The sequence below is a fragment of the Polaribacter sp. HA6-7 genome, from assembly GCF_055693625.1.
This window is the reverse complement of record NZ_CM146338.1, coordinates 3,193,833-3,213,966: the sequence shown is the minus strand read 5'-3', so window position 1 is coordinate 3,213,966 and position 20,134 is coordinate 3,193,833. Positions and strand designations below refer to the sequence as shown.

Sequence of the window (20,134 nt, the reverse complement as noted above, 5' to 3'; positions counted from 1 at the left end):
TTATAAAAGCTTATAAACTTGGCTCATTTTTCTTACCTCGTCGTGTAATAATTCGAAAGGTAAAAAAGTATGTGAATGGTATTTATAATCTAATTTTTTATAAAACTGAAATGCTTGTTCTTGCATATTCATAGCGTCTAGCCATAAAACACTATAATCTTTTTGTTTTGCTAAATTTTCTAACCAATTTACTATTTTTTTACCAAAACCTTTGCCTTGAGTTTTTTTATGAAGATATAATCTATGTAATTTTAATTGTTTTTCTTCGGATAAACCTTCTAAGTTTTCATCCCAAATAATTCTGATATTACCAACTACTTCATTCTTACAACAGATAAAGTAATAAGAAGAATTCTCTTGTAAAAGCTCTTGTTCTAGGTTTTCTTTAGAATATTGATAGTTAAAATACCAATCTCCTTTATCTTTCCAAAAATGACTGTATGCAGACAGATATACTGTTTTCATTAAGGTATATAAAACCTCTGCATCAGAAAGTAAAATATTTCTTAATGTAAGATCTTCTGTAATTTTAATCATAACTAATTAAATATAATAAAAAACTGCCATAGATTGATTAATTCTATGGCAGTTTATAATAGTTAGAACTTTTAAATAAACTTATTCTTGATTTTCGATAGCAGCTTTTATTTTACCTTCAAGTTCTTCTGCCAATTCAGGGTTGTCTTTAATTAAACCTTTAACGGCATCTCTACCTTGACCTAATTTTGTCTCTCCGTAACTAAACCAAGATCCACTTTTCTTAACAATACCTAAATCTACACCAATATCTAAAATTTCACCAACTTTAGATATTCCTTGCCCATACATAATATCAAACTCTGTAATTTGAAAAGGTGGTGCAACTTTATTTTTAACAATTTTAACCTTTGTACTGTTACCAATAACTCGGTCTCCGTCTTTAATTTGTGTTCTTCTTCTAATATCTAATCTAACAGAAGCATAAAACTTTAATGCATTACCACCCGTTGTTGTTTCGGGTTACCAAACATTACACCAATTTTTTCTCTTAATTGGTTAATAAATATAACTGTACATTTTGTTTTAGAAATAGTACCTGTTAATTTACGTAATGCTTGCGACATTAAACGTGCATGAAGACCCATTTTAGAATCTCCCATTTCTCCTTCTATTTCAGATTTTGGTGTTAATGCTGCTACAGAATCAATAACAACAATATCAATTGCACCGTAACGAATTAAGTTTTCTGCAATTTCTAATGCTTGCTCACCATGGTCTGGTTGAGAAATTATTAAATTATCTATATCTACACCTAAGTTTTCTGCATAAAATTTATCGAATGCATGTTCTGCATCAATAAAAGCTGCAATACCACCAGCTTTTTGTGCTTCTGCAATTGCGTGTAACGTTAAAGTTGTTTTACCGTAAGATTCGGTCCGTAAATTTCTATAACTCTACCTCTTGGATAACCACCTACGCCTAAAGCCAAATCTAAACCTAAAGAACCGAGATGAAATTGCATCTATATCTTCTGTAACTACATCACCTAATTTCATTACAGAACCTTTACCATATGTCTTATCTAGCTTATCTAGAGTAAGTTGAAGTGCTTTAAGTTTTGCTGCTTTTTCTTTATCTGCCGCCATAAATCTTGCTTGTTTTATTTTTAAATAAGTGCCACAAGTTACAAAAAACTAAGATGAATTCACTAAAAAAAAGAGTCAAATTTATACTATTTTTACACAAATTATTTATGCAAATGAAAACCAAGGTAATCTTACAAAACAATTTTTCTACTGTTATAATAGAAAAAGGAGAGTTAATCAGTTTTATAAAAAACAACCAAGAATTTATACATCAAAAAGGAAATAAAGGTTGGCGAAATTCTGATGATGAAATGTTTCCGGTAATTGGTCCTACGGTTAAAAATAATTTTAGAGTACATACAAAAAATGGCGACGCTATTTTAGATCAGCATGGTTTGTTACGAGAATTAGATTATAATTTAATTTCTTCGGATGAAACTTCTGCAAAATTTAAAAAAGAATACATTAAAAATACTTTAGTTACAAATAGTAAGTTTCCTGTTAAATCAAAAGAAGAACACCTTAATTGGCCTTTTAATTTTACGTTTGAAAAACATTTTACTTTAGAAAATGATATTTTAAAAATAGATTTTATTATACATTCTGAAGAAGGAATGCCGTTTATGTTAGGCTATCATCCTGCTTTTTTATTGTCTAATACTGGTAAAGAAATTTTAGAAGCAGGTAAAGAAAAAATTACATTAAAAGATGTTTATAAAGCTGGCTCAAACGCTTTTCCGGTATTAGGTACAGAAAAAATTACGTTAAAAAACATCAATAAAAACGACTTAGAAATTACCACAATTGGTTTTAATAACTTTATGCTGAGGACAGAAGTTGACAACATGCTTTGTATAGAACCAATAACGCAATATACTTCTTATACAAATCAAAAATTTTCGGAAGAAAACATGAGTTTGTCTAAGGGTAAAAATGAATTTTCTGTAATTTTAAATGTATTATAGTTTGCCGGAAAATCATCATCATTTTATGATTCATAAACCTTGGGGAATGATTTCTCAGTTTATAAATCCCGCGAAGCGGAAAAAATTATTAGGAGATTTGTACGATTTTCCTGAAGGAACAATGGCTATTGGTCGTCTAGATGTGCCTTCTGAAGGTTTATTACTTTTAACTACAGATGGTAAAGTATCCGCAGAAATTAGATCTAGAAAATACGAAAAAGAATATTATGTACAAGTAGATGGTGTTATAACTGAAAAGGAAGTTGAGCAATTAAGAAATGGTGTAGAAATAGGTTTTAATGGTAAGAAATATACCACAAAACCCGGAAAAGCTTTTATAATTGATGATCCTAAATTTCCGTTAAGAAGTCAGAAAATAAGAGATGAAAGACATGGCCCAACAAGTTGGGTTTCTATAATAATTAGAGAAGGTAAATTTAGGCAAGTTAGAAAAATGACTGCTGCTGTTGGGTTACCAACTTTGCGCTTAATTAGAGTAAGAATTGGCGATATACTTTTAGGAGATTTAGAAGTGGGCGGCGTTAAAGAAATAACTAATTTAATAGAAAAAGAGAAGTAAAATTACTTCTCTTTTTTATTTTTAGCTCTAACTAAAATTCAAATCCTAAATAGATTTGTACTACTCTATTTTTTGGTTTGTCTTGGTCATAAATATCACTTTGACCAATATGATATCCGGCACCTAAACTAACACCTGCATCACTTTTAAAACCAGCACCAACATTTACACCCCAATCAAAATTACTTGGTTCAAACTCTTGTTCTGTATCATATAAAACAAAACCAGCATCAAAAGTTTCTTTGTGTGAAATCGAAAATCCTATTTGCGGACCAGCTTCTATAAAAAAGCTTTTAACTGGATACATTTTTAACATTAAAGGCACGTTTATGTATTCTAATTTTTGTGTGTAAGTACGGTTATCATCAATTATTTTATAACCTTGTTGTGAGTATAAAATCTCTGGCTGAATTGCAATGTGTTTACCAATGTAAGATTCACCATAAATACCAATATGAAATCCGTGTAAATTAGAAGTTTCAGATGTTCCGTCGAAACTTACAGAAGATAAATTGTAACCACCTTTAATACCAGCCGAAGCTGAGTTTTTTCTGTCTTGTGCGTATAATGTTATACTTGTAATAAACATTAAAGCTATTGTAAAATATAATGTTTTCATTTTTTAAAATTTTAAATTATTTACCGCCATTTGCCCTTAAATCTGCTAAACATTGTGCATCTAAAGTTGGTAAACTTCCGCCAGAAACCATATTGCCAATTCCTTGGCTAGATTCTGCGGCCCAATACATTAAACAATCTTGTTCGATGCAATGTTTTGGATGTTCTTCATCTTCATGATCACTTTGTAGATCGGTTCCTAGATTTGTTAAACCTAAAATATGACCAAATTCGTGATGAATAACAGAGCTTTCTAAAAGGCTTCTATTTGGCTCGAATGTGCTATCGCTTAAACCTTGTATTGTTTCTTCGTAAATAACAAAAGAAGTGTTCCAATAAGCGGTTCCTAAAATTGCACCTTGGTTGGTGTCTTTAGATGATTTACCATCAATAAATAACACCCAAACTGCAATTGTATTATTTGTGTTGTATTGTGTTCTGTTTACTTTTTCAATTTCTACAACCTCATCTAAAGTATAAGTTGTTTTACCTGTATTTTCTATTGATTTTTCTACAAAAGTTACACCTTCGGTTTAAAAGTTCTATCGTTTATAAAATTTTTAAAGTTATTTAAAGCTGTTTCTGTTGGTTTAAAACCTTCTATATAAGCAACTTCAACAATCATTTTTTTAAAAGCAGAAGCAGAAAGTAAATCGTTAGCAGAAGAACCTGTTTGTTGTCTATTTAAATTAACATTTATAGGTGTTTCTGATTCTGTAATTATATCTGTTTCTGATGAACAAGATGTAATTATTAAACAAACTAAAAATACTTTTAATAAAAATTTTATCATTATTGATTGTTCTTTAAAACTTTACAATTGCTATTAATTACATAACAATTGTAAAGTAATTCTATTATTTTTTTACTATTAAAGTTTCTGAAAAGTTAATGTAATGCTAGCATCTGTTTTACTTTGTAAAGCAACCATTGTATCGCTGTAAGAAGCAATAACCCAATCGTTATTTAAAGCACTAACAGTATTATTGCTACCAAATGCAACGTTTAAAAATACTGATGTATCTGAACTTACAGCATAGGTACCTTCTATTTCTGATAATGTAGCGTTTACATTATTTTTAGCAACTAATTTAAGATCGTTTGTGAACTCTATCGACCAATCTGCAAAATCTGCTGCAGTATTAACACCTGCGTTTACAAAACTTTGTACTTTAAATTGTGTGTTTGTTAAAGTTGCTTCTACTTCTGCAGCCATTGTTGCAGCCTCATCTTCTTCTTCTTCAAATTGAACACAATCTGAAATTGAATCTCTAAACTCTGCATCAGAATTTAATTGAACAGTTGTACCATTGCTTAATGTTGCACTTACAGGATAATTAACTGTAAAAAATTCATCTGCTTGTAAACCAGTCATAAAAGTATATAATTGCTTTTCAGATTGTAAAACAACTGTACCTGTTTGCTCTAAAGCAATATCGTACGTTAACATTGTAATAGGAAAATTAAAATCTATACAAGAAATAGCGTCTCTACCTTCTGCTTCTGCACTTTCACATTCTGCATTTAAAGCGTCTAATTCTTCTTGATTATTAACTGTTACTTCTGTGTAATTACTAGTTCTTACTTTTATAGGAAAGTTAAATGTAACATTATCTGCATCATCATTAAATTCTGCAAAAATTTCTAAAACTGCAGAAAAATCTAATTCAGATATTATTGAAATATTTTGTCCGTTTACTGTTGCTGTTAAAGGAAATAACAACTCTGTACACGCATTACCATCTAAAAAATCATCATCAGAACCATCGTTCATAGAAGCTCTTTCAAAATTAGAAGCGGTTGGCGATGTAGAAGAGTTTGCGTTTGGATTAGAACCAACTTCTGTATTTTCTTCTGATTGACAAGATGTAAATCCTAAAACTGCTGTTAATGCAAATACTGTAATTAATTTTAATGTTTTCATTTTAATACGTTTTAATAATAAATGTTTATTGTTTCTGTTAGTAAGACAACTCAATTTTATTTTACCCTACTTTTTTTGAAAGACTATTTTTTTGCCCTTCTGTTAGTTAAACAACTAAACATTTATTTACCCTACCTTTGTATTCTATTTTTTTATTTTTATAATCTAAAACCCTACAATGACTAATAAATCTCTTTGCGACGAAATTTATTTTAATGAGTTTTACACATCTCATATACAGTCTGCTAGTAACTTTGCTTACTACAAATCCGGCAATAAAAATACGTCTTTAGATTTAGCGCAAGAAGCTTTTATAAAAATATGGGAAAATTGTGCAAAAATAGATTTTTCTAAAGCTAAATCTTACTTATTTACAGTTGTTAACAATCTTTTTTTAAATAAAGTTAAGCACGAAAAGGTTGTTTTCGAGTATGCAAAAAATAGTCCGTATTTAGATGTTAACAATCAAAGTCCGGAGTATTTATTAGAAGAAGAAGAATTTAAAAATAAACTTAAAAATGCCATAGAAAACTTAACCGAAGGTGAAAGAGAAGTTTTTCTGATGAATAGAATAGACGGCAAAAAATACAGAGAAATAGCAGAAATGCTAGAAATATCACAAAAAGCAGTTGAAAAAAGAATGTCTTCTGCCCTTAAAAAATTAAGAAGTAAAATAGATGGAATTTAAAAGTAGGGTAAATAAACATTTAGTTGTTATATATATAGAAGTCTAAAAAATGGAAAATAACAAAGACATATTAAAATGGCTAAACAGAGATATTTCTGATGAAGAATTACTGCGTTTAAAAGAAAATGAAGGTTTTGATACTTTAGAAAAAATTGCGCATTACACATCGCAAATAGAAACACCTAAAGTTAATGTAGAAAATGCATTGGCAGACTTAAAATTAAAAACTCAAAACAAAACCAAAAAACAAAAAGTTATTGCTTTTAGTTTTAATAAAGTCTTTAAATACGCGGCAGTTATTGCAGTATTGTTAACAACTAGTTACTTTTTACTTTATAGTAACGATACCAATTATACTACAGAATTCGCAGAAACTAAAACCTTTAATTTACCCGATAATTCAGAAGTTATTTTAAATGCAAATTCTAACGTTTCTTATGTTAAAAAAGAGTGGGAAAATAATAGAAATTTAACCCTAGACGGAGAAGCATTTTTTAAAGTACAAAAAGGTGAGAAATTTACTGTAAATACAGAAATAGGTAATGTTACCGTTCTTGGTACGCAATTTAATGTTAAAGAAAGAGCCAATTATTTCGAAGTAAAAACATACGAAGGTTTGGTAAGCGTAGCTTATAAAGACACACTTGTAAAATTACCTAAAGGAACAATTTTTAAAGTTGTAAACGGTATTATAGATACTAATACTACTTTTGATACAACAGAAAAATCTTGGTTACAAAAAGAATCTAATTTTAAAAGTACACAGTTAAAATTTGTACTTAAAGAAATAGAAAATCAATTTGGTTATACAATTACAACTAACAACATTAATTTAGAAACTTTATATTCTGGTGGCTTTACACATTTAGATATTAATGTTGCATTACAATCGGTAACAATACCGTTGCAGTTGTCTTATAAGATTGATGGTAAAACAATTACGATCTTTACATATGATCAATAAAATAGCTATAATTTTATTAGGTTTTTTACTTACTACAAGTATAAATTATGCTCAGAAATCGTCTTCTAAAGTTGGGCTTTCTTCTTTGCTAATTTCCTTAGAAAAAACATACGATATTAAGTTTTCTTATTCTGATGATGACATCGAAAACATAAAAATTATAGCACCACAAACAGGTATTTCTTTAGAATCTCTTTTAAGTTATCTAAACGATAAAACTTATTTACAATTTAAAACATTAGACAACAGATATGTAACAGTTTCGTTTTTAAATAAAACTATAAATATCTGCGGAAACGTATTAGAAAGTCAAAATCTTATGCCTTTAGCTTTAGCATCTATAAAAGTAAATGGTTATAATTTAGGAACAACATCAAATACAAACGGATCTTTTTATTTGCAAAATGTGCCGGTAAAATCTGTAATAAATATATCATATATCGGTTTTAAAAACTTAGAAATTTCTGCTAAAGAATTATTTCTAAATGCTAATTGTAAACAATTGTATTTAGAAGAATCTTCAGAAATTTTATCAGAAATTACAATGCAAAAGTTTTTAACTTCTGGCTTGCAAAAAAGTGCCGATGGAAGCACAATTTTAAACACAGAAAAATTCGGAATTTTACCAGGATTAATAGAACCCGATATTTTAAAAACTATTAAAATTTTACCAGGCGTAGAAAGTGTAAACGAAAGTATTTCTAATATAAATGTTAGAGGTGGTACAAACGACCGAATTTAATGCTTTGGGACGGAATTAAAATGTACCATGCAGGTCATTTTTTGGTTTAATTTCTGCTTACAATCCGTATTTAACAAAAAAAGTTACGGTTACTAAAAATGGTACAAGTAGTGTTTTTTCCGATGGAGTTTCATCAACAATTAATATGGAAACCTCGAATAGAATAACGAATAAATTTTCACGGCGGCGCAGGTTTTAATTTGATAAGTGCAGATGCTTTTGTACAAATACCAATTAAAGATAATTTAGAATTGCATGTTTCGGTAGAAGATCTTTTACAGATTTTTTAAACACACCAACTTATACCAATTATTTTAATAGAAGTTTTCAAGATAATTCTATTGCTTCTAACAGTGTTAACAACGCAGAATCTAAGTTTTTCTTCTACGATTATTCGTTTAAAGTTTTATACGATCTTAATTACAATCATGCAATTAGAGCCAACTTTATTCACATAAAAAATAATTTAGATTATCTAGAACAATACACAAACAATAACAATTCTATTGAAGAAAACAGTAATTTAAAACAAGAAAATTTAGGTGCCAAAATTAATTGGGAAGCCAACTGGAACTCTAAATTTACAACCAATCTTTCGGCATTTATTTCTGATTATAGGATAAATTCTTCAGATTATAATAAAGATACAGATCAGTTTCAAACACAATTTAACAATGTTTTAGAAACAGCGGTAAAACTAAATACTGTGTATGAATTTTCTGATTTTTTTATTTAACAAACGGTTTTGTTTTTAACGAAATAGGCGTAAAAAATACCACAAGTATTAACGCACCAACTTTTTCTAAAACAATAAAAGAAGTGTTGTTAAAAAGTGCTTTTTATTCAGAAATTGAATATAAGAAAAACAATACGTACGCTAGAGTTGGTTTTAGAGCTAATTATTTTGATAAGTTTCAAAAATTTATTTTCGAACCTAGAATAAACATAAGACAAAAACTAAATGAAACGTATTCTTTAAAGTTAGAAGGAGAGTTTAAAAATCAAACAACAGCTCAAAAAATAGATTTTGAAGATAATTTTTTAGGTATCGAAAAACGTAGATGGATTTTATCTGATAATGATAGAACGCCAATAATAACAAGCAAACAAGCTTCTTTTGGTATTTCTTATACCAAAAATAAATTATACGCAGATATTACAGGTTTTTATAAAGTAGTTAACGGTATTTCTACTGCAAATCAAGGTTTTTACAACAACACTCAGAATTTTAGTTCTATTGGTAATTATAAAACTAAAGGAATTGAATTTTTAATTAACAAACAAACTAATACAATTAGTACTTGGTTAAGTTATACGTTGGCAGAAAATAACTACACATTTGGTGTTTTTAATCCAAAGAAATTTGCAAATAGCTTAGATATTACACACTCTTTAAGTACTGCTTTTAATTATAATTTCACCAAAAATTTAAAAGCATCTATTGGCGGAATTTTACGTTCCGGTAGGCCTTATACAAAACCTGTAGATGGTAACGAAACCTTACAAAATGGTGATAAAACAATTGTAAATTATGATAACCCTAATACAGAAAATTTAGACAATTTTTTTAGAATTGATGTTTCTGGAAGTTATAATTTTACATTTTCTGAAGCTATAAAAGCCACAATTAGACTTGGTTTTACTAACATTACAGATAGAAAAAACACCATAGACTCTTACTATATTGTAGATGAATCGCAAGAAAGTAATGTGAGAAGAATAGATAATTACTCGTTGCCTTTTACACCTAATTTAAGTTTTAGAGTACGTTTTTAGTTCTAATTTCTATCCATTCTTATATGCGGAATACCATCTTCTAAGTACTCCTCTCCTACTTTTGTAAAATTATGAGATTCATAAAATTTTTGTAAATATTTTTGAGCAGAAATGGTAATTGTATCGCTATTAAAGTTTTCTTTAATTACGTTTATAGAAGCTTTCATTAAATCGTGCCCGTAACTATGTTTTCTTTCTAAAGCTGCTACTACTACTCTACCAATGCTAGCATTTTTAAAATAATCACCAGGTTTAAAAACACGTGTGTAAGCAATAATTTTATCATCTTTAAAACCAATTACGTGTAAAGATTTTTGATCTTTAAAGTCTATATCTTGATACACACAATTTTGTTCTACTACAAAAACTTCCGATCGTAATTGTAAAATTGCATACAATTCGTTTACCGTTAATTCGTTAAAAGATTTTACTTTGATATTCATAATTAATATAAACTACTAGATATTAAAAAAATCACTCAAACTAAATTTTAAAACAGTTTGAGTGATTTATTTTAAAGATTATCCTGCACAAGAAATTTTACTTACTCTATTAGCATGTCTACCGCCTTCAAATTCTGTAGAAAGAAAAATATCTACAAAACCTATAGCTTGTTGTAAAGAAACAAAACGTGCCGGAATTGTAAGAATATTTGCATCGTTATGTTGTCTTGTTAATGCAACTAACTCATTGTTCCAACACAAAGCAGCTCTTATACCTTGGTGTTTATTTGCTGTCATTTGTGCGCCGTTACCGAGAACCGCATAAAATAACTCCTAATGTAGCTTTACCAGTTTCTACTGCTTCTGCCGTTGGATGAATAGCATCTGGGTAATCCATAGACGCATTAGAATCTGTTCCAAAATTAATAACATTATATCCTTTCTCTTCTAAATGTTTTATAATTTCGAACTTGTATTCTGTACCAGCGTGATCGTTACCAATTGCAATTGTCATAATAAATTGATTTTAATTAAGTTGTGTACTACAAAAATACAGAAACTAACGGTTATCAACAGTTATAAACAATCAAAAAAATAGCTTTTTTAATAACTCTTTAGTTTTTAAGTTTTTAGCATTTTAATAGAATGTTAAGAAGTTGCAATGAAAAACTGAAAAGTATTTTTGGTGAATTCAATATTTATTACAATACAGCGAGTAGTTTAACATATGCAACTTTTTTTATGAGTTTTTGATAAAAGTTTATCAACATAAAATTTACAATTTGTTTACATAGAAATACAATATAGTTATTCAGAATATTTAGTTAAAACCTGTTTATAACTATTGTTAATAACTCTACTTTTTAATTGATTTTAAAGCTTTTAAACTACTAATAACATGTAAACGTTTTTTAATAACTCAAATATTAAAATAAATATTATAAAATTTATAGTAGCTATTCACACACTATTATAACCATCATAGTTTTTTTAAAATTTTATAAAAGAAAAATAATTATAATATAGAATGTTTATAACTGTGAAAAACTCGAAAAAAAAATTGAAATTAGAAAGAGAAAATTTTTGAAAAAAATATTAAACTGTTTTCTTTTCTGCTTTTAGTAGGTAAGTGGTGTCTTTTTGAATTTCTACGCTTTTTTCTTGCGGATCTATTTTGTTAAGAGATTTGTTTACCGTTATAATGGTTACAAAGATGCCTGCAACAAAAATAATTAGAAATAAGCCGATAATTTTACGTAGATTTTTCATCTTAATTTAAAAGTCTCTTTCTATAAAGACGCTTCTTTTTAAGATTCGTTACAAAAAAATTAAGATTTTTTTAACTTTTATACTTGATAACTAATTAATTACAAAATTAATTGCTTTAGGTATAATGCTAATTTGAAGTTTACCGAAGTTAATAACTCGCCATCTGCTTGTATAAAAGGTTTAGCATTTATAGGCGTTACCGTAATTTTTGATGTTTTGTAAGTATTTACTTTTTTATGATTTACAATTGCACCAGAGTAAAGTTTAGGTAGATTAATTATTAAATCTAAAAAATTTAAGTTTTTAGCAATTGTTATGTCTAATAAGCCATCTGTAGTATTAACATCTTTTGTAAACTGCATTCCGCCACCAGAGTATTTACAAATTCCGCATACAACCATTAAACATTTTTCTTTTAATTCTTTATTGTTTATAAGTATCTTATATGCACTTTTTTTATAAAAAATTAAACCATAAATACCTGCTAATAAATAAGATAAAGCACCAAATTTTTTAAGATATTTTAGTTTATTAACAATATATCCGTCATAACCAATACCGGTTACATTATTATAATAAATAGTATTTTTATCAGTAGTAATAACACCAATATCTTGTAAAATTGTAGTTTTTTTTGATATAATTTCTAAAGCTTTTTCTATAGAATTAGTTTGTTTGTAGGTTTTAATCCAATCGTTGCCAGTTCCTAAAGGTAATACGCCAATAGTTATATTAGAAGTTTTTACATACCTTTGCAGCATTACTCCGTTTACAACATTATGTAATGTTCCGTCTCCGCCCACAGATATAATGTTTCTATAACCCTTTTTAATAGCGTTTTGTACCAAATCTATTTCGTGTTTAGAAAACTGAGTAAAAGTAAAAGAATAGTCTAAATTCTTGTTTTTAAGTAATTGCTCAATTTTTTTCCAAATTTTAGAAAAATTTTTATTTCCGAAGCTGGGTTTGCAATTATAAACCAAGAATTAGTATTGATTTTATCAATAGTAGACATAAATAAATTATTATAAACAAGCCAAATTACAAAATAGATTCATAACAGTTTTTTAATGCTTTATTAAACTTATAATTGTAATTTGCAGAGTACGTTAATTTTTATCAAAAAAACAGAAAGAATTAACGCTAAAACAGAAGTATAAATGACAAAAAAAAGAAAAAAATATATAAAAAGAAAGGTAAAGTCGTAAAAAATTTAACTAAAAATATATTCAGAATTTTAAATGAAGACAGCGATAAGTTTTACAATTACAAACAAATTGCTGCAAAATTAAGTATTGTAGATACCGATGGTAAAAACCAAGTAATTAAAAAGTTGGCAGAATTAGCATCAACAAAAAAAATTGTAGAAGTAGATAGAGGTAAATTTAAAATAAATGCAGATAGAAAATACTCTGTAGGTACTTTAGATATTACATCTAACGGTAATGGTTACTTTGTTACAGAAGATTATGAAGATGATATTTTTATACCAAATGTAAATTTAGGTAAAGGTTTACACAACGATATTGTAAAAGCTTATGTGTACAAAAAACGAAGCGGTAAAAAGTTAGAAGCAGATGTTGTAGAAATTTTAGAACGTGCTAAAACAGAATTTGTTGGTGTTTTACAAAAAAGTAAAAACTTTGGTTTTGTCTTACCAGACAGTAATAAAATGTATGCTGATATTTTTATTTCTGAAAACAAAATGAATGGTGCCGAACACGGAGATAAAGTACAAGCTAAAATTTCTGATTGGCCACAAAACTCTAAAAACCCGTTTGGTAAAATAACCAAAGTACTAGGTAAACCAGGAGATCATAATACAGAAATGCATTCTATTTTACTAGAATATGATTTACCATACGAGTTTCCAAAAGAAGTAGAAGAAGATGCAGAAAGTTTACCGTTAGAAATTACTGAAGAAGAAATTTCTAAACGTAGAGATATGCGTAAAGATTTAACGTTTACCATAGATCCTAAAGATGCTAAAGATTTTGATGATGCTTTGTCTTTTGTAAAATTAGAAAATGGGAATTACGAAGTAGGAATTCATATTGCAGATGTTTCGCATTATTTACAACCAAAAACTATTTTAGATGATGAGGCTTATGACAGAGCAACATCTGTTTATTTGGTAGATAGAGTAGTGCCAATGTTACCGAAATGTTAAGTAATGGTGTTTGTTCTTTAAGACCACACGAAGAAAAATTAACGTTTTCTGCAGTTTTCGAAATTAATCAAAAAGCACAAGTAGTAGGTGAGTGGTTTGGTAGAACTGTAACATATTCAGACCAACGTTTTGCTTATGAAGAAGCACAATCTATTATAGAAAATTGCGAATTATCTGATGATGTACAACCTTATACAATGCCATTAGAAACTTCTATCATAGACAAAGAATACGAAGTTACACCAGAAATTGTAGAAGCAACTTTACAGCTAGACAAATTAGCAAAAGTATTGCGTAAAAAGAGAATGAAACAAGGTGCAATTTCTTTTGATAGAGTAGAAGTGAAGTTTAATTTAGATGAAGAAGCAAACCCAGTTGGTGTTTTCTTTAAAAAATCTAAAGATGCTAATAAATTAATTGAAGAATTTATGTTATTAGCAAACAGAAAAGTAGCAGAATTTATTGGTCGTAAAAAAGGAAAACCTTCTAACGATACCTTTATTTACAGAGTTCATGATGAGCCGATTTAGAAAAATTAGCCTCTTTACAAAACATCATTAGTAAATTTGGTTACAAGATAAATACAGAAACTAAAGAAAGTACATCTGCAACTTTAAATCAGTTATTAAATGATGTAAATGGTAAAGCAGAATCTAATATGATAGAAACTTTGGCAATCAGATCGATGTCTAAAGCAGTTTATACTACACAAAATATTGGTCATTATGGTTTAGCTTTCGATTATTACAGTCACTTTACATCGCCTATAAGACGTTATCCTGATGTAATGACACATAGATTACTGCAACATTATTTAGATGGCGGAAAATCGCCAAAAGCAGAATTGTACGAAGAAAAATGTAAACATTCTTCTAAAAGAGAAGAATTAGCATCAAAAGCAGAAAGAGATTCTATAAAATACATGCAGGTAAAATACATGCAAGATCACAAAGATGAAGTTTTTGATGGTGTAATTACAGGTGTAACAGAATGGGGTATTTATGTAGAAATTTCTACTAATAAATGCGAAGGAATGGTAAGAATTAGAGATATAAAAAGCGATTATTATATTTTTGATGAAAAACAATATGCTATTGTTGGGCAATCTACAAAAAACATGTATCAATTAGGTGATGATGTAAAAGTACAAGTTAAAAAAACAGATTTAGAGCGTAAACATTTAGATTTTAATTTAATTGAAGATTACTTATAATGATTTTAACAACTACAAACAACATAGAAAATTTTAAAATAGTAGATTATTTAGGTATTGTAACCGGTACAGCTTACGATTCTAGTTATTCTGCTAACGGATCTAAACTATCTTTTAAAGATATGTTTAGTATGTCTAAATATTACGAAAAATATAGTTTAGCATTAGAAGGTATTAAAGAAAAAGCATTTCAGAATTTAAAAGACAATGCGACAAAGTTAGGTGCAAATGCAGTTGTTGGTATACAATTAGATGTAGAACCGCTTGCAAACTCGTCTACATTATTGGTTTCTATCACTGGTACAGCTGTTAAAGTAAAATAAACACGTATAGATTTATAATATTTTTAATAATTTTCCTTTATTATAATGGTATAATTGTTGTTTTATATTAAATATCAAACTTATAAAAATGAAAAATTTAATCTTAGTATGTGCTTTTATTGTTGGTTTATCAACATACGCACAAAATACAATTAAACAAGATCTAGGAGACTTTAACACGCTTAAAGTATATAATGGTATAGAATTAGAATTGATTAAAGCTTCTAATCAAAAAATAGAAATTACAGGTGAGAAGGCAAATCTTGTAAAAATCAAAAATGTAAATAATACATTAAAACTTTCTTTACCTTTTTCTTTAAAACCATCAGATAATTCTGCAGAAGGTAAAATACTTATTAAATTATATTACAATAAAAATATAGATTTAATTGATGTAAATGAAGGTGCAACTATTACTAGTAAAGATTTTAACCAAGATAAAGTATCTTTAAATGCACAAGAAAGAGGTTTTATTAACTTAACTACAAAAACAAAGTATTTAAGTATTAGAGCAACTTCGGCGGTATTATTAAAGTTTACGGTGCATCTAAAAACCAAGAAGTAGATTTAGATTTGTATGGTATTTACCATGGTTTTAATTTAAAATCTACAGGTAACTCTAATGTTAAAGCAGGTACAGGTGCAAAAGCAGAAATAAATGCTGGCGAAACTTTAAATGCTAAAGTAAGTTTTGGTGGTACAATATTTTATAAAGGAAACCCAGAAGTTGTAAAAGACAAAAAGGTTATTGGTGGTATTATCGAGAAAAGAAATTAATACAGAAACAGATTAGATTGCTTTAACAACCTTTTTTGTATCTTTGTAACTTATAAAATTATATAATGATGAATAATTTATCTATTTTTTGGATTTGTTAGCGGACCTCAAATTGCAATTATACTTGTAGTTGTTTTATTATTATTTGGTGGAAAAAAATACCGGAATTAATGAAAGGTTTAGGTAGCGGAATTAAGGAATTTAAAAACGCTTCTAAAGAAGAAAATCCAGAAGAAAAACTAGAAGAAAAAAGTAGATATTAATTACTTTTTTAACAAAATAATAAAGCTCAATTTGTATAAATACAAGTTGAGCTTTTTAGTTATCAAATTAAAATATTCCCCCAAATATTTAATCTAAATTTCTTCGAGACAAATATAGTTTTCATTATAATATCTTTAACTTATTTGTTGTAAAAAGGAAGATTTATTGGGTTTTTGGGATAAATGGGAACGTTTAACTAATTAATCTTAATAATGATTGCTTAGAAAAACTTCTAGATACAGGTATATCTATTTCAATAACCTTAGATTTTAATAAATAACCTCTTGCATTTCGAAAATATCTGTAATATAATTGGTGTTTACAATATAACTTTTATGACATCTAATAATAGTAGGATATTTTTCTAATTTTGCAATAATTTTTGCAAGTGTAACTCGTAATATTTTCTCATTAATTTTGTCATCTTTTTTAATAAAAAAACTTGCATAATTTCCTTGCGAAGTTACATACACTAAATTGTCGATACAAAAACTAATTTTCTCTTTACCATTTTCTGATGTTATACTAACTTCTTTAATTAATTTTTCTGTGTTATTTAGTTCTTGTACTTTTTTTAATTCTCTAATTTCTTTAACCTTTTTTCTCTTCGTAATCTTATATTTTTTTCATTTAGAAATACAAAAAATATTAAGGGTATAAGGCTTACCAAAAAAGTATATGATAAGAATTGTAAAAGATTTATTTTTCTTAGGTTATAGGGTTCTTTATAAATTTCACCAAAATACCATAAAGCAACTCCTATAAAGGTTACACCAACAAACATTAATAATAAATTTCTGCCTATAGTCCAATTATCTTCACTAAAATAATCTTTAAAAATAAGTGCTGGTAAGTATAAAATTAAAAAAGTGGCAACAAAAGCTGTAATACCAATACCTATGGTATATGGTAATATAATTTCGTCAAATTCGTGTAGATAAAAAGGTCTAAAAATATATAAAAAAAGAAAAATAAATAAACCATGATAAATACTTATCTTTAACTTATACAGAGGTTTAGGATTAAAATAATACGGTTTATTTAACCATGAAAAAATAGCTTTCATTAATATTTTTTAGTAAAAATAAAAAAATTAATAAAAAAAGACAGTAATTTATATTACTGTCTTTTTAGTTTTGTTATCGAGAACAATTAATTATTCTTCTAATTTTTTAGTTTTAGCATTTTTCATTGCTTCGCCAATTTGGTTACTTGCTGTAAAACTTGCAACCATATCGTTTAGCATTTGGCTACCTGCTTGTGGCGAGTTTGGTAATAAAATTAAATTACTATTTGTTTCTTGTCCTATAGATTGTAAAGTATCATAATGTTGTGTTACAACAATTAAAGCAGATGCTTCTTGCGAGTTGATACCAACTTTGTTTAAAACTTCTACAGATTCTTCTAAACCACGTGCAATTTCTCTTCTTTGGTCTGCAATACCTTGTCCTTGTAAACGCTTGCTTTCTGCTTCTGCTTTAGCTCTTTCTACAATTAAAATACGTTGTGCATCTCCTTCAAATTGTGCTGCTGTTTTTTCTCTATCTGCAGCGTTAATTCTATTCATGGCAGCTTTTACTTGGGCATCTGGATCTATATCTGTTACTAAAGTTTTAATAATATCATAACCATAATCTGTCATGTATTCTTGTAATTCTCTTTTTACTGCAATTGCAATATCATCTTTTTTAACAAAAACGTCATCTAATTTCATTTTTGGTACTTCTGCTCTTACAACATCAAAAACAAAAGAAGTAATTTGATCGTGAGGATAATCTAATTTATAAAACGCATCATAAACTTTATCTCTTATAACTTTGTATTGTACAGAAACTTTTAATTTTACAAATACATCATCTAAAGTTTTTGTTTCTATAATTACATCTAACTGCTGAATTTTTAAACTTAACTTACCGTAAACTTTATCTATTAAAGGTATTTTAAATTGAAGACCAGATTGTCTTATGCTTTGAAATTTTCCGAAACGTTCTATAATAGCTGCGCTTTGCTGTTTTACAATAAAAAATGATGCAAAAATTATTAATCCGATTATAACAATAAAAATAATAAATGGTGGTGATATCATAACAAGGTTTTTAATAGTTAATAAATAGTTGAATTGTAAATATACTTCTTTTAAGCATTTAATTATTTGACGCAGATTTGTTTATAATGTTACATTTTAAAATAAAAAAACCTCTCGAAATTAACGAGAGGCTTTTTATTTAGTTGTAATAATTATAATTTTTCTATGGCGTTTTTAAGTCTTAATAAAGTTTCTTCTTTACCAATCATAGCAATAATATCAAACAAATGTGGGCCAGCTAATTTACCAACCAAACTTAATCTTAATGGTTGCATAACTTTACCAAAACCAACTTCTTTCGCAGTTATCCATTCTTTTATTTCTTTTTCTGTATTTTCTGATGAAAAATCTTCGATTGATGAAATTACGGTAATTAATTCATTCATTAAATCAGCAGTTCCTTCTTTCCAGTTTTTCTTAGAAGCTTTGGCATCGTATTCTGTTGGTGTTTCAAAAAAGAAATTAGATAAATCCCAAAAATCATTTACAAAAACAGCTCTTTCTTTAATAGCAGAAACAACTTTTAAAACGTATTCTTTGTCTTTTGTGATTCCCTTATCTGCTAAAATTGGTAAAAATAGTTCTGTTAATTCAGTATCAGACTTTGTTTGCATGTATTGCTGATTGAACCACTTTGTTTTATCTCGGACTAAATTTAGCACCAGATTTACTAACTCTTTTTAAATCGAAAGCTGCAATTAATTCTTCTAAAGAGAAGATTTCTTGTTCTGTACCAGGATTCCATCCTAAGAAAGCTAACATGTTTATAAAAGCATCATTAAAATATCCATCTTCTTTATAACCACGTGAAACATCACCAGTTTTTTCGTTGGTATATTCTAACGGAAATACAGGAAATCCTAATTTATCACCGTCTCTTTTACTTAATTTACCTTTACCAACTGGTTTTAAAATTAATGGTAAATGAGCAAATTTTGGTGCTTCCCAACCAAATGCTTTATATAATAAAACGTGCAATGGCATAGACGGTAACCACTCTTCACCACGAATTACATGCGTAATTTCCATTAAATGATCATCAACAATATTTGCTAAATGATAAGTTGGCATACCATCTCCTTTAAATAAAATTTTATCATCTAAAGTATTGGTATCAATTTTAATATTTCCACGAATTTCGTCTTCCATTCTTAAAAGTTCGTCTTGCGGAGTTTTAAAACGGATTACATAATTTTCGCCAGCATTTATTTTTGCTTGCACTTCATCATCAGTTAATACCAAAGAATTTACCAATTTGCCTTTTTCTCTATTATGCCAATTGTAAATAAACGTTTTTCCTTCTGCTTCGTGTCCTTTTCTATGTGCATCTAATTGTTCTGATGTATCAAAAGCATAATAAGCCCAACCAGTTTTTATTAAAATATCTGCGTATTCTTTATAAAGATTTTTACGTTCAGATTGTCTGTATGGTCCAAATTTTTCATTTTTATTTGGTCCTTCATCAAAAGGAATATTACACCATTCTAAAGCGTCTATAATATATTGTTCGGCATTTGCAACGTAACGAGTTTGGTCTGTATCTTCTATACGTAATACAAAAGTACCGTTGTATTTTTTTGCAAATAAATAATTATATAAAGCTGTTCTTACACCACCAATATGTAAAGGTCCTGTAGGACTTGGTGCAAAACGCACACGAACATTAGATTCCATTTTTTTCTGTTTTTTAATGCTGCAAAGATAGTTTTTAAAAGAGAAAATAGAAATTAGAGACAAAAAAAGACTTTAGAATATTATTTTCTAAAG

17 protein-coding genes and 6 pseudogenes are annotated in these 20,134 nt (G+C 27.9%); 10 read left to right on the top strand and 13 right to left on the bottom strand.

Annotated elements, in window-relative coordinates:
* Both ACZ1HD_RS17985 and recA read right to left on the bottom strand, forming a co-directional pair.
* Positions 1-537, bottom strand: a complete 537-nt coding sequence (locus ACZ1HD_RS17985) for a GNAT family N-acetyltransferase (protein WP_472688245.1) — start codon at positions 535-537, stop codon at positions 1-3.
* A gap of 81 nt (positions 538-618) precedes the next feature.
* Positions 619-1,625: pseudogene (gene recA, locus ACZ1HD_RS17980) on the bottom strand (recombinase RecA).
* A gap of 53 nt (positions 1,626-1,678) precedes the next feature.
* Here recA and ACZ1HD_RS17975 point away from each other — a divergent pair.
* Together ACZ1HD_RS17975 and ACZ1HD_RS17970 are read left to right on the top strand one after the other, a co-directional pair.
* Positions 1,679-2,530, top strand: a complete 852-nt coding sequence (locus tag ACZ1HD_RS17975; protein WP_472688244.1) for an aldose 1-epimerase — start codon at positions 1,679-1,681, stop codon at positions 2,528-2,530.
* The gene (locus tag ACZ1HD_RS17970; RefSeq protein WP_472688243.1) at positions 2,520-3,110 is read left to right on the top strand and encodes a pseudouridine synthase; all 591 of its coding nucleotides are present in this window, start codon (positions 2,520-2,522) and stop codon (positions 3,108-3,110) included. The genes ACZ1HD_RS17975 and ACZ1HD_RS17970 overlap by 11 nt, the downstream gene beginning before the upstream one ends.
* Positions 3,111-3,141: 31 nt before the next feature.
* Here ACZ1HD_RS17970 and ACZ1HD_RS17965 read toward each other — a convergent pair whose 3' ends face one another.
* The 4 genes from ACZ1HD_RS17965 to ACZ1HD_RS17950 all read right to left on the bottom strand — a co-directional run bounded on the left by ACZ1HD_RS17965 (position 3,142) and on the right by ACZ1HD_RS17950 (position 5,652).
* Positions 3,142-3,729, bottom strand: a complete 588-nt coding sequence (locus ACZ1HD_RS17965; protein WP_472688242.1) for a porin family protein — start codon at positions 3,727-3,729, stop codon at positions 3,142-3,144.
* Positions 3,730-3,745: 16 nt separating this feature from the next.
* The gene (locus ACZ1HD_RS17960; protein WP_472688241.1) at positions 3,746-4,129 is read right to left on the bottom strand and encodes a hypothetical protein; all 384 of its coding nucleotides are present in this window, start codon (positions 4,127-4,129) and stop codon (positions 3,746-3,748) included.
* A gap of 119 nt (positions 4,130-4,248) precedes the next feature.
* Complete coding sequence (locus ACZ1HD_RS17955; RefSeq protein WP_472688240.1) at positions 4,249-4,521, bottom strand: hypothetical protein; 273 nt, start codon at positions 4,519-4,521, stop codon at positions 4,249-4,251.
* A 78-nt stretch (positions 4,522-4,599) separates the two neighbouring features.
* Positions 4,600-5,652, bottom strand: coding sequence for a hypothetical protein (locus ACZ1HD_RS17950; protein ID WP_472688239.1), 1,053 nt, complete (start codon positions 5,650-5,652; stop codon positions 4,600-4,602).
* Positions 5,653-5,830: 178 nt separating this feature from the next.
* Here ACZ1HD_RS17950 and ACZ1HD_RS17945 point away from each other — a divergent pair, with 178 nt between their 5' ends.
* The 4 genes from ACZ1HD_RS17945 (at position 5,831) to ACZ1HD_RS17930 (ending at position 9,822) form a co-directional block, all read left to right on the top strand.
* Positions 5,831-6,340 carry an RNA polymerase sigma factor gene (locus tag ACZ1HD_RS17945; RefSeq protein WP_077810671.1) on the top strand — a complete coding sequence of 170 codons (510 nt, stop codon included), beginning with the start codon at positions 5,831-5,833 and terminating at the stop codon, positions 6,338-6,340.
* A gap of 49 nt (positions 6,341-6,389) precedes the next feature.
* Entirely contained in the window at positions 6,390-7,304 is a 915-nt protein-coding gene (locus ACZ1HD_RS17940) for a FecR family protein (RefSeq protein WP_340931839.1), read from the top strand.
* A complete protein-coding gene (locus ACZ1HD_RS17935) occupies positions 7,294-8,046 on the top strand; it encodes a carboxypeptidase-like regulatory domain-containing protein (protein WP_472688238.1) in 753 nt (250 codons plus the stop codon). Before ACZ1HD_RS17940 ends, ACZ1HD_RS17935 begins: the two co-directional genes overlap by 11 nt.
* Before the next feature lie 819 nt (positions 8,047-8,865).
* On the top strand, positions 8,866-9,822 hold the full coding sequence (locus tag ACZ1HD_RS17930) for a TonB-dependent receptor (protein ID WP_472688237.1): 957 nt from the start codon (positions 8,866-8,868) through the stop codon (positions 9,820-9,822).
* A 2-nt stretch (positions 9,823-9,824) separates the two neighbouring features.
* Here ACZ1HD_RS17930 and ACZ1HD_RS17925 read toward each other — a convergent pair whose 3' ends face one another.
* The 3 genes and pseudogenes from ACZ1HD_RS17925 to ACZ1HD_RS17915 all read right to left on the bottom strand — a co-directional run bounded on the left by ACZ1HD_RS17925 (position 9,825) and on the right by ACZ1HD_RS17915 (position 12,517).
* Positions 9,825-10,265, bottom strand: a complete 441-nt coding sequence (locus ACZ1HD_RS17925) for a GNAT family N-acetyltransferase (protein ID WP_472688236.1) — start codon at positions 10,263-10,265, stop codon at positions 9,825-9,827.
* Positions 10,266-10,343: 78 nt separating this feature from the next.
* Positions 10,344-10,779, bottom strand: a pseudogene (gene rpiB / locus ACZ1HD_RS17920) (ribose 5-phosphate isomerase B).
* 853 nt (positions 10,780-11,632) lie between these two features.
* Positions 11,633-12,517, bottom strand: a complete 885-nt coding sequence (locus tag ACZ1HD_RS17915) for a diacylglycerol/lipid kinase family protein (RefSeq protein WP_472688235.1) — start codon at positions 12,515-12,517, stop codon at positions 11,633-11,635.
* A 173-nt stretch (positions 12,518-12,690) separates the two neighbouring features.
* Between ACZ1HD_RS17915 and rnr the strand changes: the two are divergent.
* The 4 genes and pseudogenes from rnr to ACZ1HD_RS17895 all read left to right on the top strand — a co-directional run bounded on the left by rnr (position 12,691) and on the right by ACZ1HD_RS17895 (position 16,280).
* Positions 12,691-14,917, top strand: a pseudogene (gene rnr / locus ACZ1HD_RS17910) (ribonuclease R).
* Entirely contained in the window at positions 14,917-15,240 is a 324-nt protein-coding gene (locus ACZ1HD_RS17905; RefSeq protein WP_079737783.1) for a YbjQ family protein, read from the top strand. The pseudogene rnr and the gene ACZ1HD_RS17905 overlap by 1 nt, the downstream one beginning before the upstream one ends.
* Before the next feature lie 88 nt (positions 15,241-15,328).
* Positions 15,329-16,017 (top strand): annotated as a pseudogene (locus ACZ1HD_RS17900) (head GIN domain-containing protein).
* Between the two features lie 75 nt (positions 16,018-16,092).
* Positions 16,093-16,280, top strand: a pseudogene (locus tag ACZ1HD_RS17895) (Sec-independent protein translocase subunit TatA/TatB).
* A 270-nt stretch (positions 16,281-16,550) separates the two neighbouring features.
* On the opposite strand, the gene ACZ1HD_RS17890 reads toward ACZ1HD_RS17895, so the two are convergent.
* The 4 genes and pseudogenes from ACZ1HD_RS17890 to gltX form a co-directional block, all read right to left on the bottom strand.
* A complete protein-coding gene (locus tag ACZ1HD_RS17890; protein WP_472688234.1) occupies positions 16,551-16,754 on the bottom strand; it encodes a LytTR family transcriptional regulator DNA-binding domain-containing protein in 204 nt (67 codons plus the stop codon).
* A gap of 101 nt (positions 16,755-16,855) precedes the next feature.
* Positions 16,856-17,347 carry a hypothetical protein gene (locus ACZ1HD_RS17885; RefSeq protein ID WP_472688233.1) on the bottom strand — a complete coding sequence of 164 codons (492 nt, stop codon included), beginning with the start codon at positions 17,345-17,347 and terminating at the stop codon, positions 16,856-16,858.
* Positions 17,348-17,437: 90 nt separating this feature from the next.
* Positions 17,438-18,367 (bottom strand): SPFH domain-containing protein, encoded by a 930-nt coding sequence (locus ACZ1HD_RS17880; RefSeq protein ID WP_472688232.1) that lies wholly within the window; start codon positions 18,365-18,367, stop codon positions 17,438-17,440.
* A 152-nt stretch (positions 18,368-18,519) separates the two neighbouring features.
* Positions 18,520-20,041, bottom strand: a pseudogene (gene gltX, locus ACZ1HD_RS17875) (glutamate--tRNA ligase).
* Positions 20,042-20,134: the final 93 nt, after the last annotated feature.

Excerpts from the sequence above, each read along its gene's own strand:
- ACZ1HD_RS17985 (WP_472688245.1), bottom strand. The coding sequence starts at position 537 with ATGATTAAAATTACAGAAGATCTTACATTAAGAAATATTTTACTTTCT.
- ACZ1HD_RS17975 (WP_472688244.1), top strand. The coding sequence starts at position 1,679 with ATGAATTCACTAAAAAAAAGAGTCAAATTTATACTATTTTTACACAAA.
- ACZ1HD_RS17970 (WP_472688243.1), top strand. The coding sequence starts at position 2,520 with ATGTATTATAGTTTGCCGGAAAATCATCATCATTTTATGATTCATAAA.
- ACZ1HD_RS17965 (WP_472688242.1), bottom strand. The coding sequence starts at position 3,729 with ATGAAAACATTATATTTTACAATAGCTTTAATGTTTATTACAAGTATA.
- ACZ1HD_RS17955 (WP_472688240.1), bottom strand. The coding sequence starts at position 4,521 with ATGATAAAATTTTTATTAAAAGTATTTTTAGTTTGTTTAATAATTACA.
- ACZ1HD_RS17950 (WP_472688239.1), bottom strand. The coding sequence starts at position 5,652 with ATGAAAACATTAAAATTAATTACAGTATTTGCATTAACAGCAGTTTTA.
- ACZ1HD_RS17945 (WP_077810671.1), top strand. The coding sequence starts at position 5,831 with ATGACTAATAAATCTCTTTGCGACGAAATTTATTTTAATGAGTTTTAC.
- ACZ1HD_RS17940 (WP_340931839.1), top strand. The coding sequence starts at position 6,390 with ATGGAAAATAACAAAGACATATTAAAATGGCTAAACAGAGATATTTCT.
- ACZ1HD_RS17935 (WP_472688238.1), top strand. The coding sequence starts at position 7,294 with ATGATCAATAAAATAGCTATAATTTTATTAGGTTTTTTACTTACTACA.
- ACZ1HD_RS17925 (WP_472688236.1), bottom strand. The coding sequence starts at position 10,265 with ATGAATATCAAAGTAAAATCTTTTAACGAATTAACGGTAAACGAATTG.
- ACZ1HD_RS17905 (WP_079737783.1), top strand. The coding sequence starts at position 14,917 with ATGATTTTAACAACTACAAACAACATAGAAAATTTTAAAATAGTAGAT.
- ACZ1HD_RS17885 (WP_472688233.1), bottom strand. The coding sequence starts at position 17,347 with ATGAAAGCTATTTTTTCATGGTTAAATAAACCGTATTATTTTAATCCT.
- ACZ1HD_RS17880 (WP_472688232.1), bottom strand. The coding sequence starts at position 18,367 with ATGATATCACCACCATTTATTATTTTTATTGTTATAATCGGATTAATA.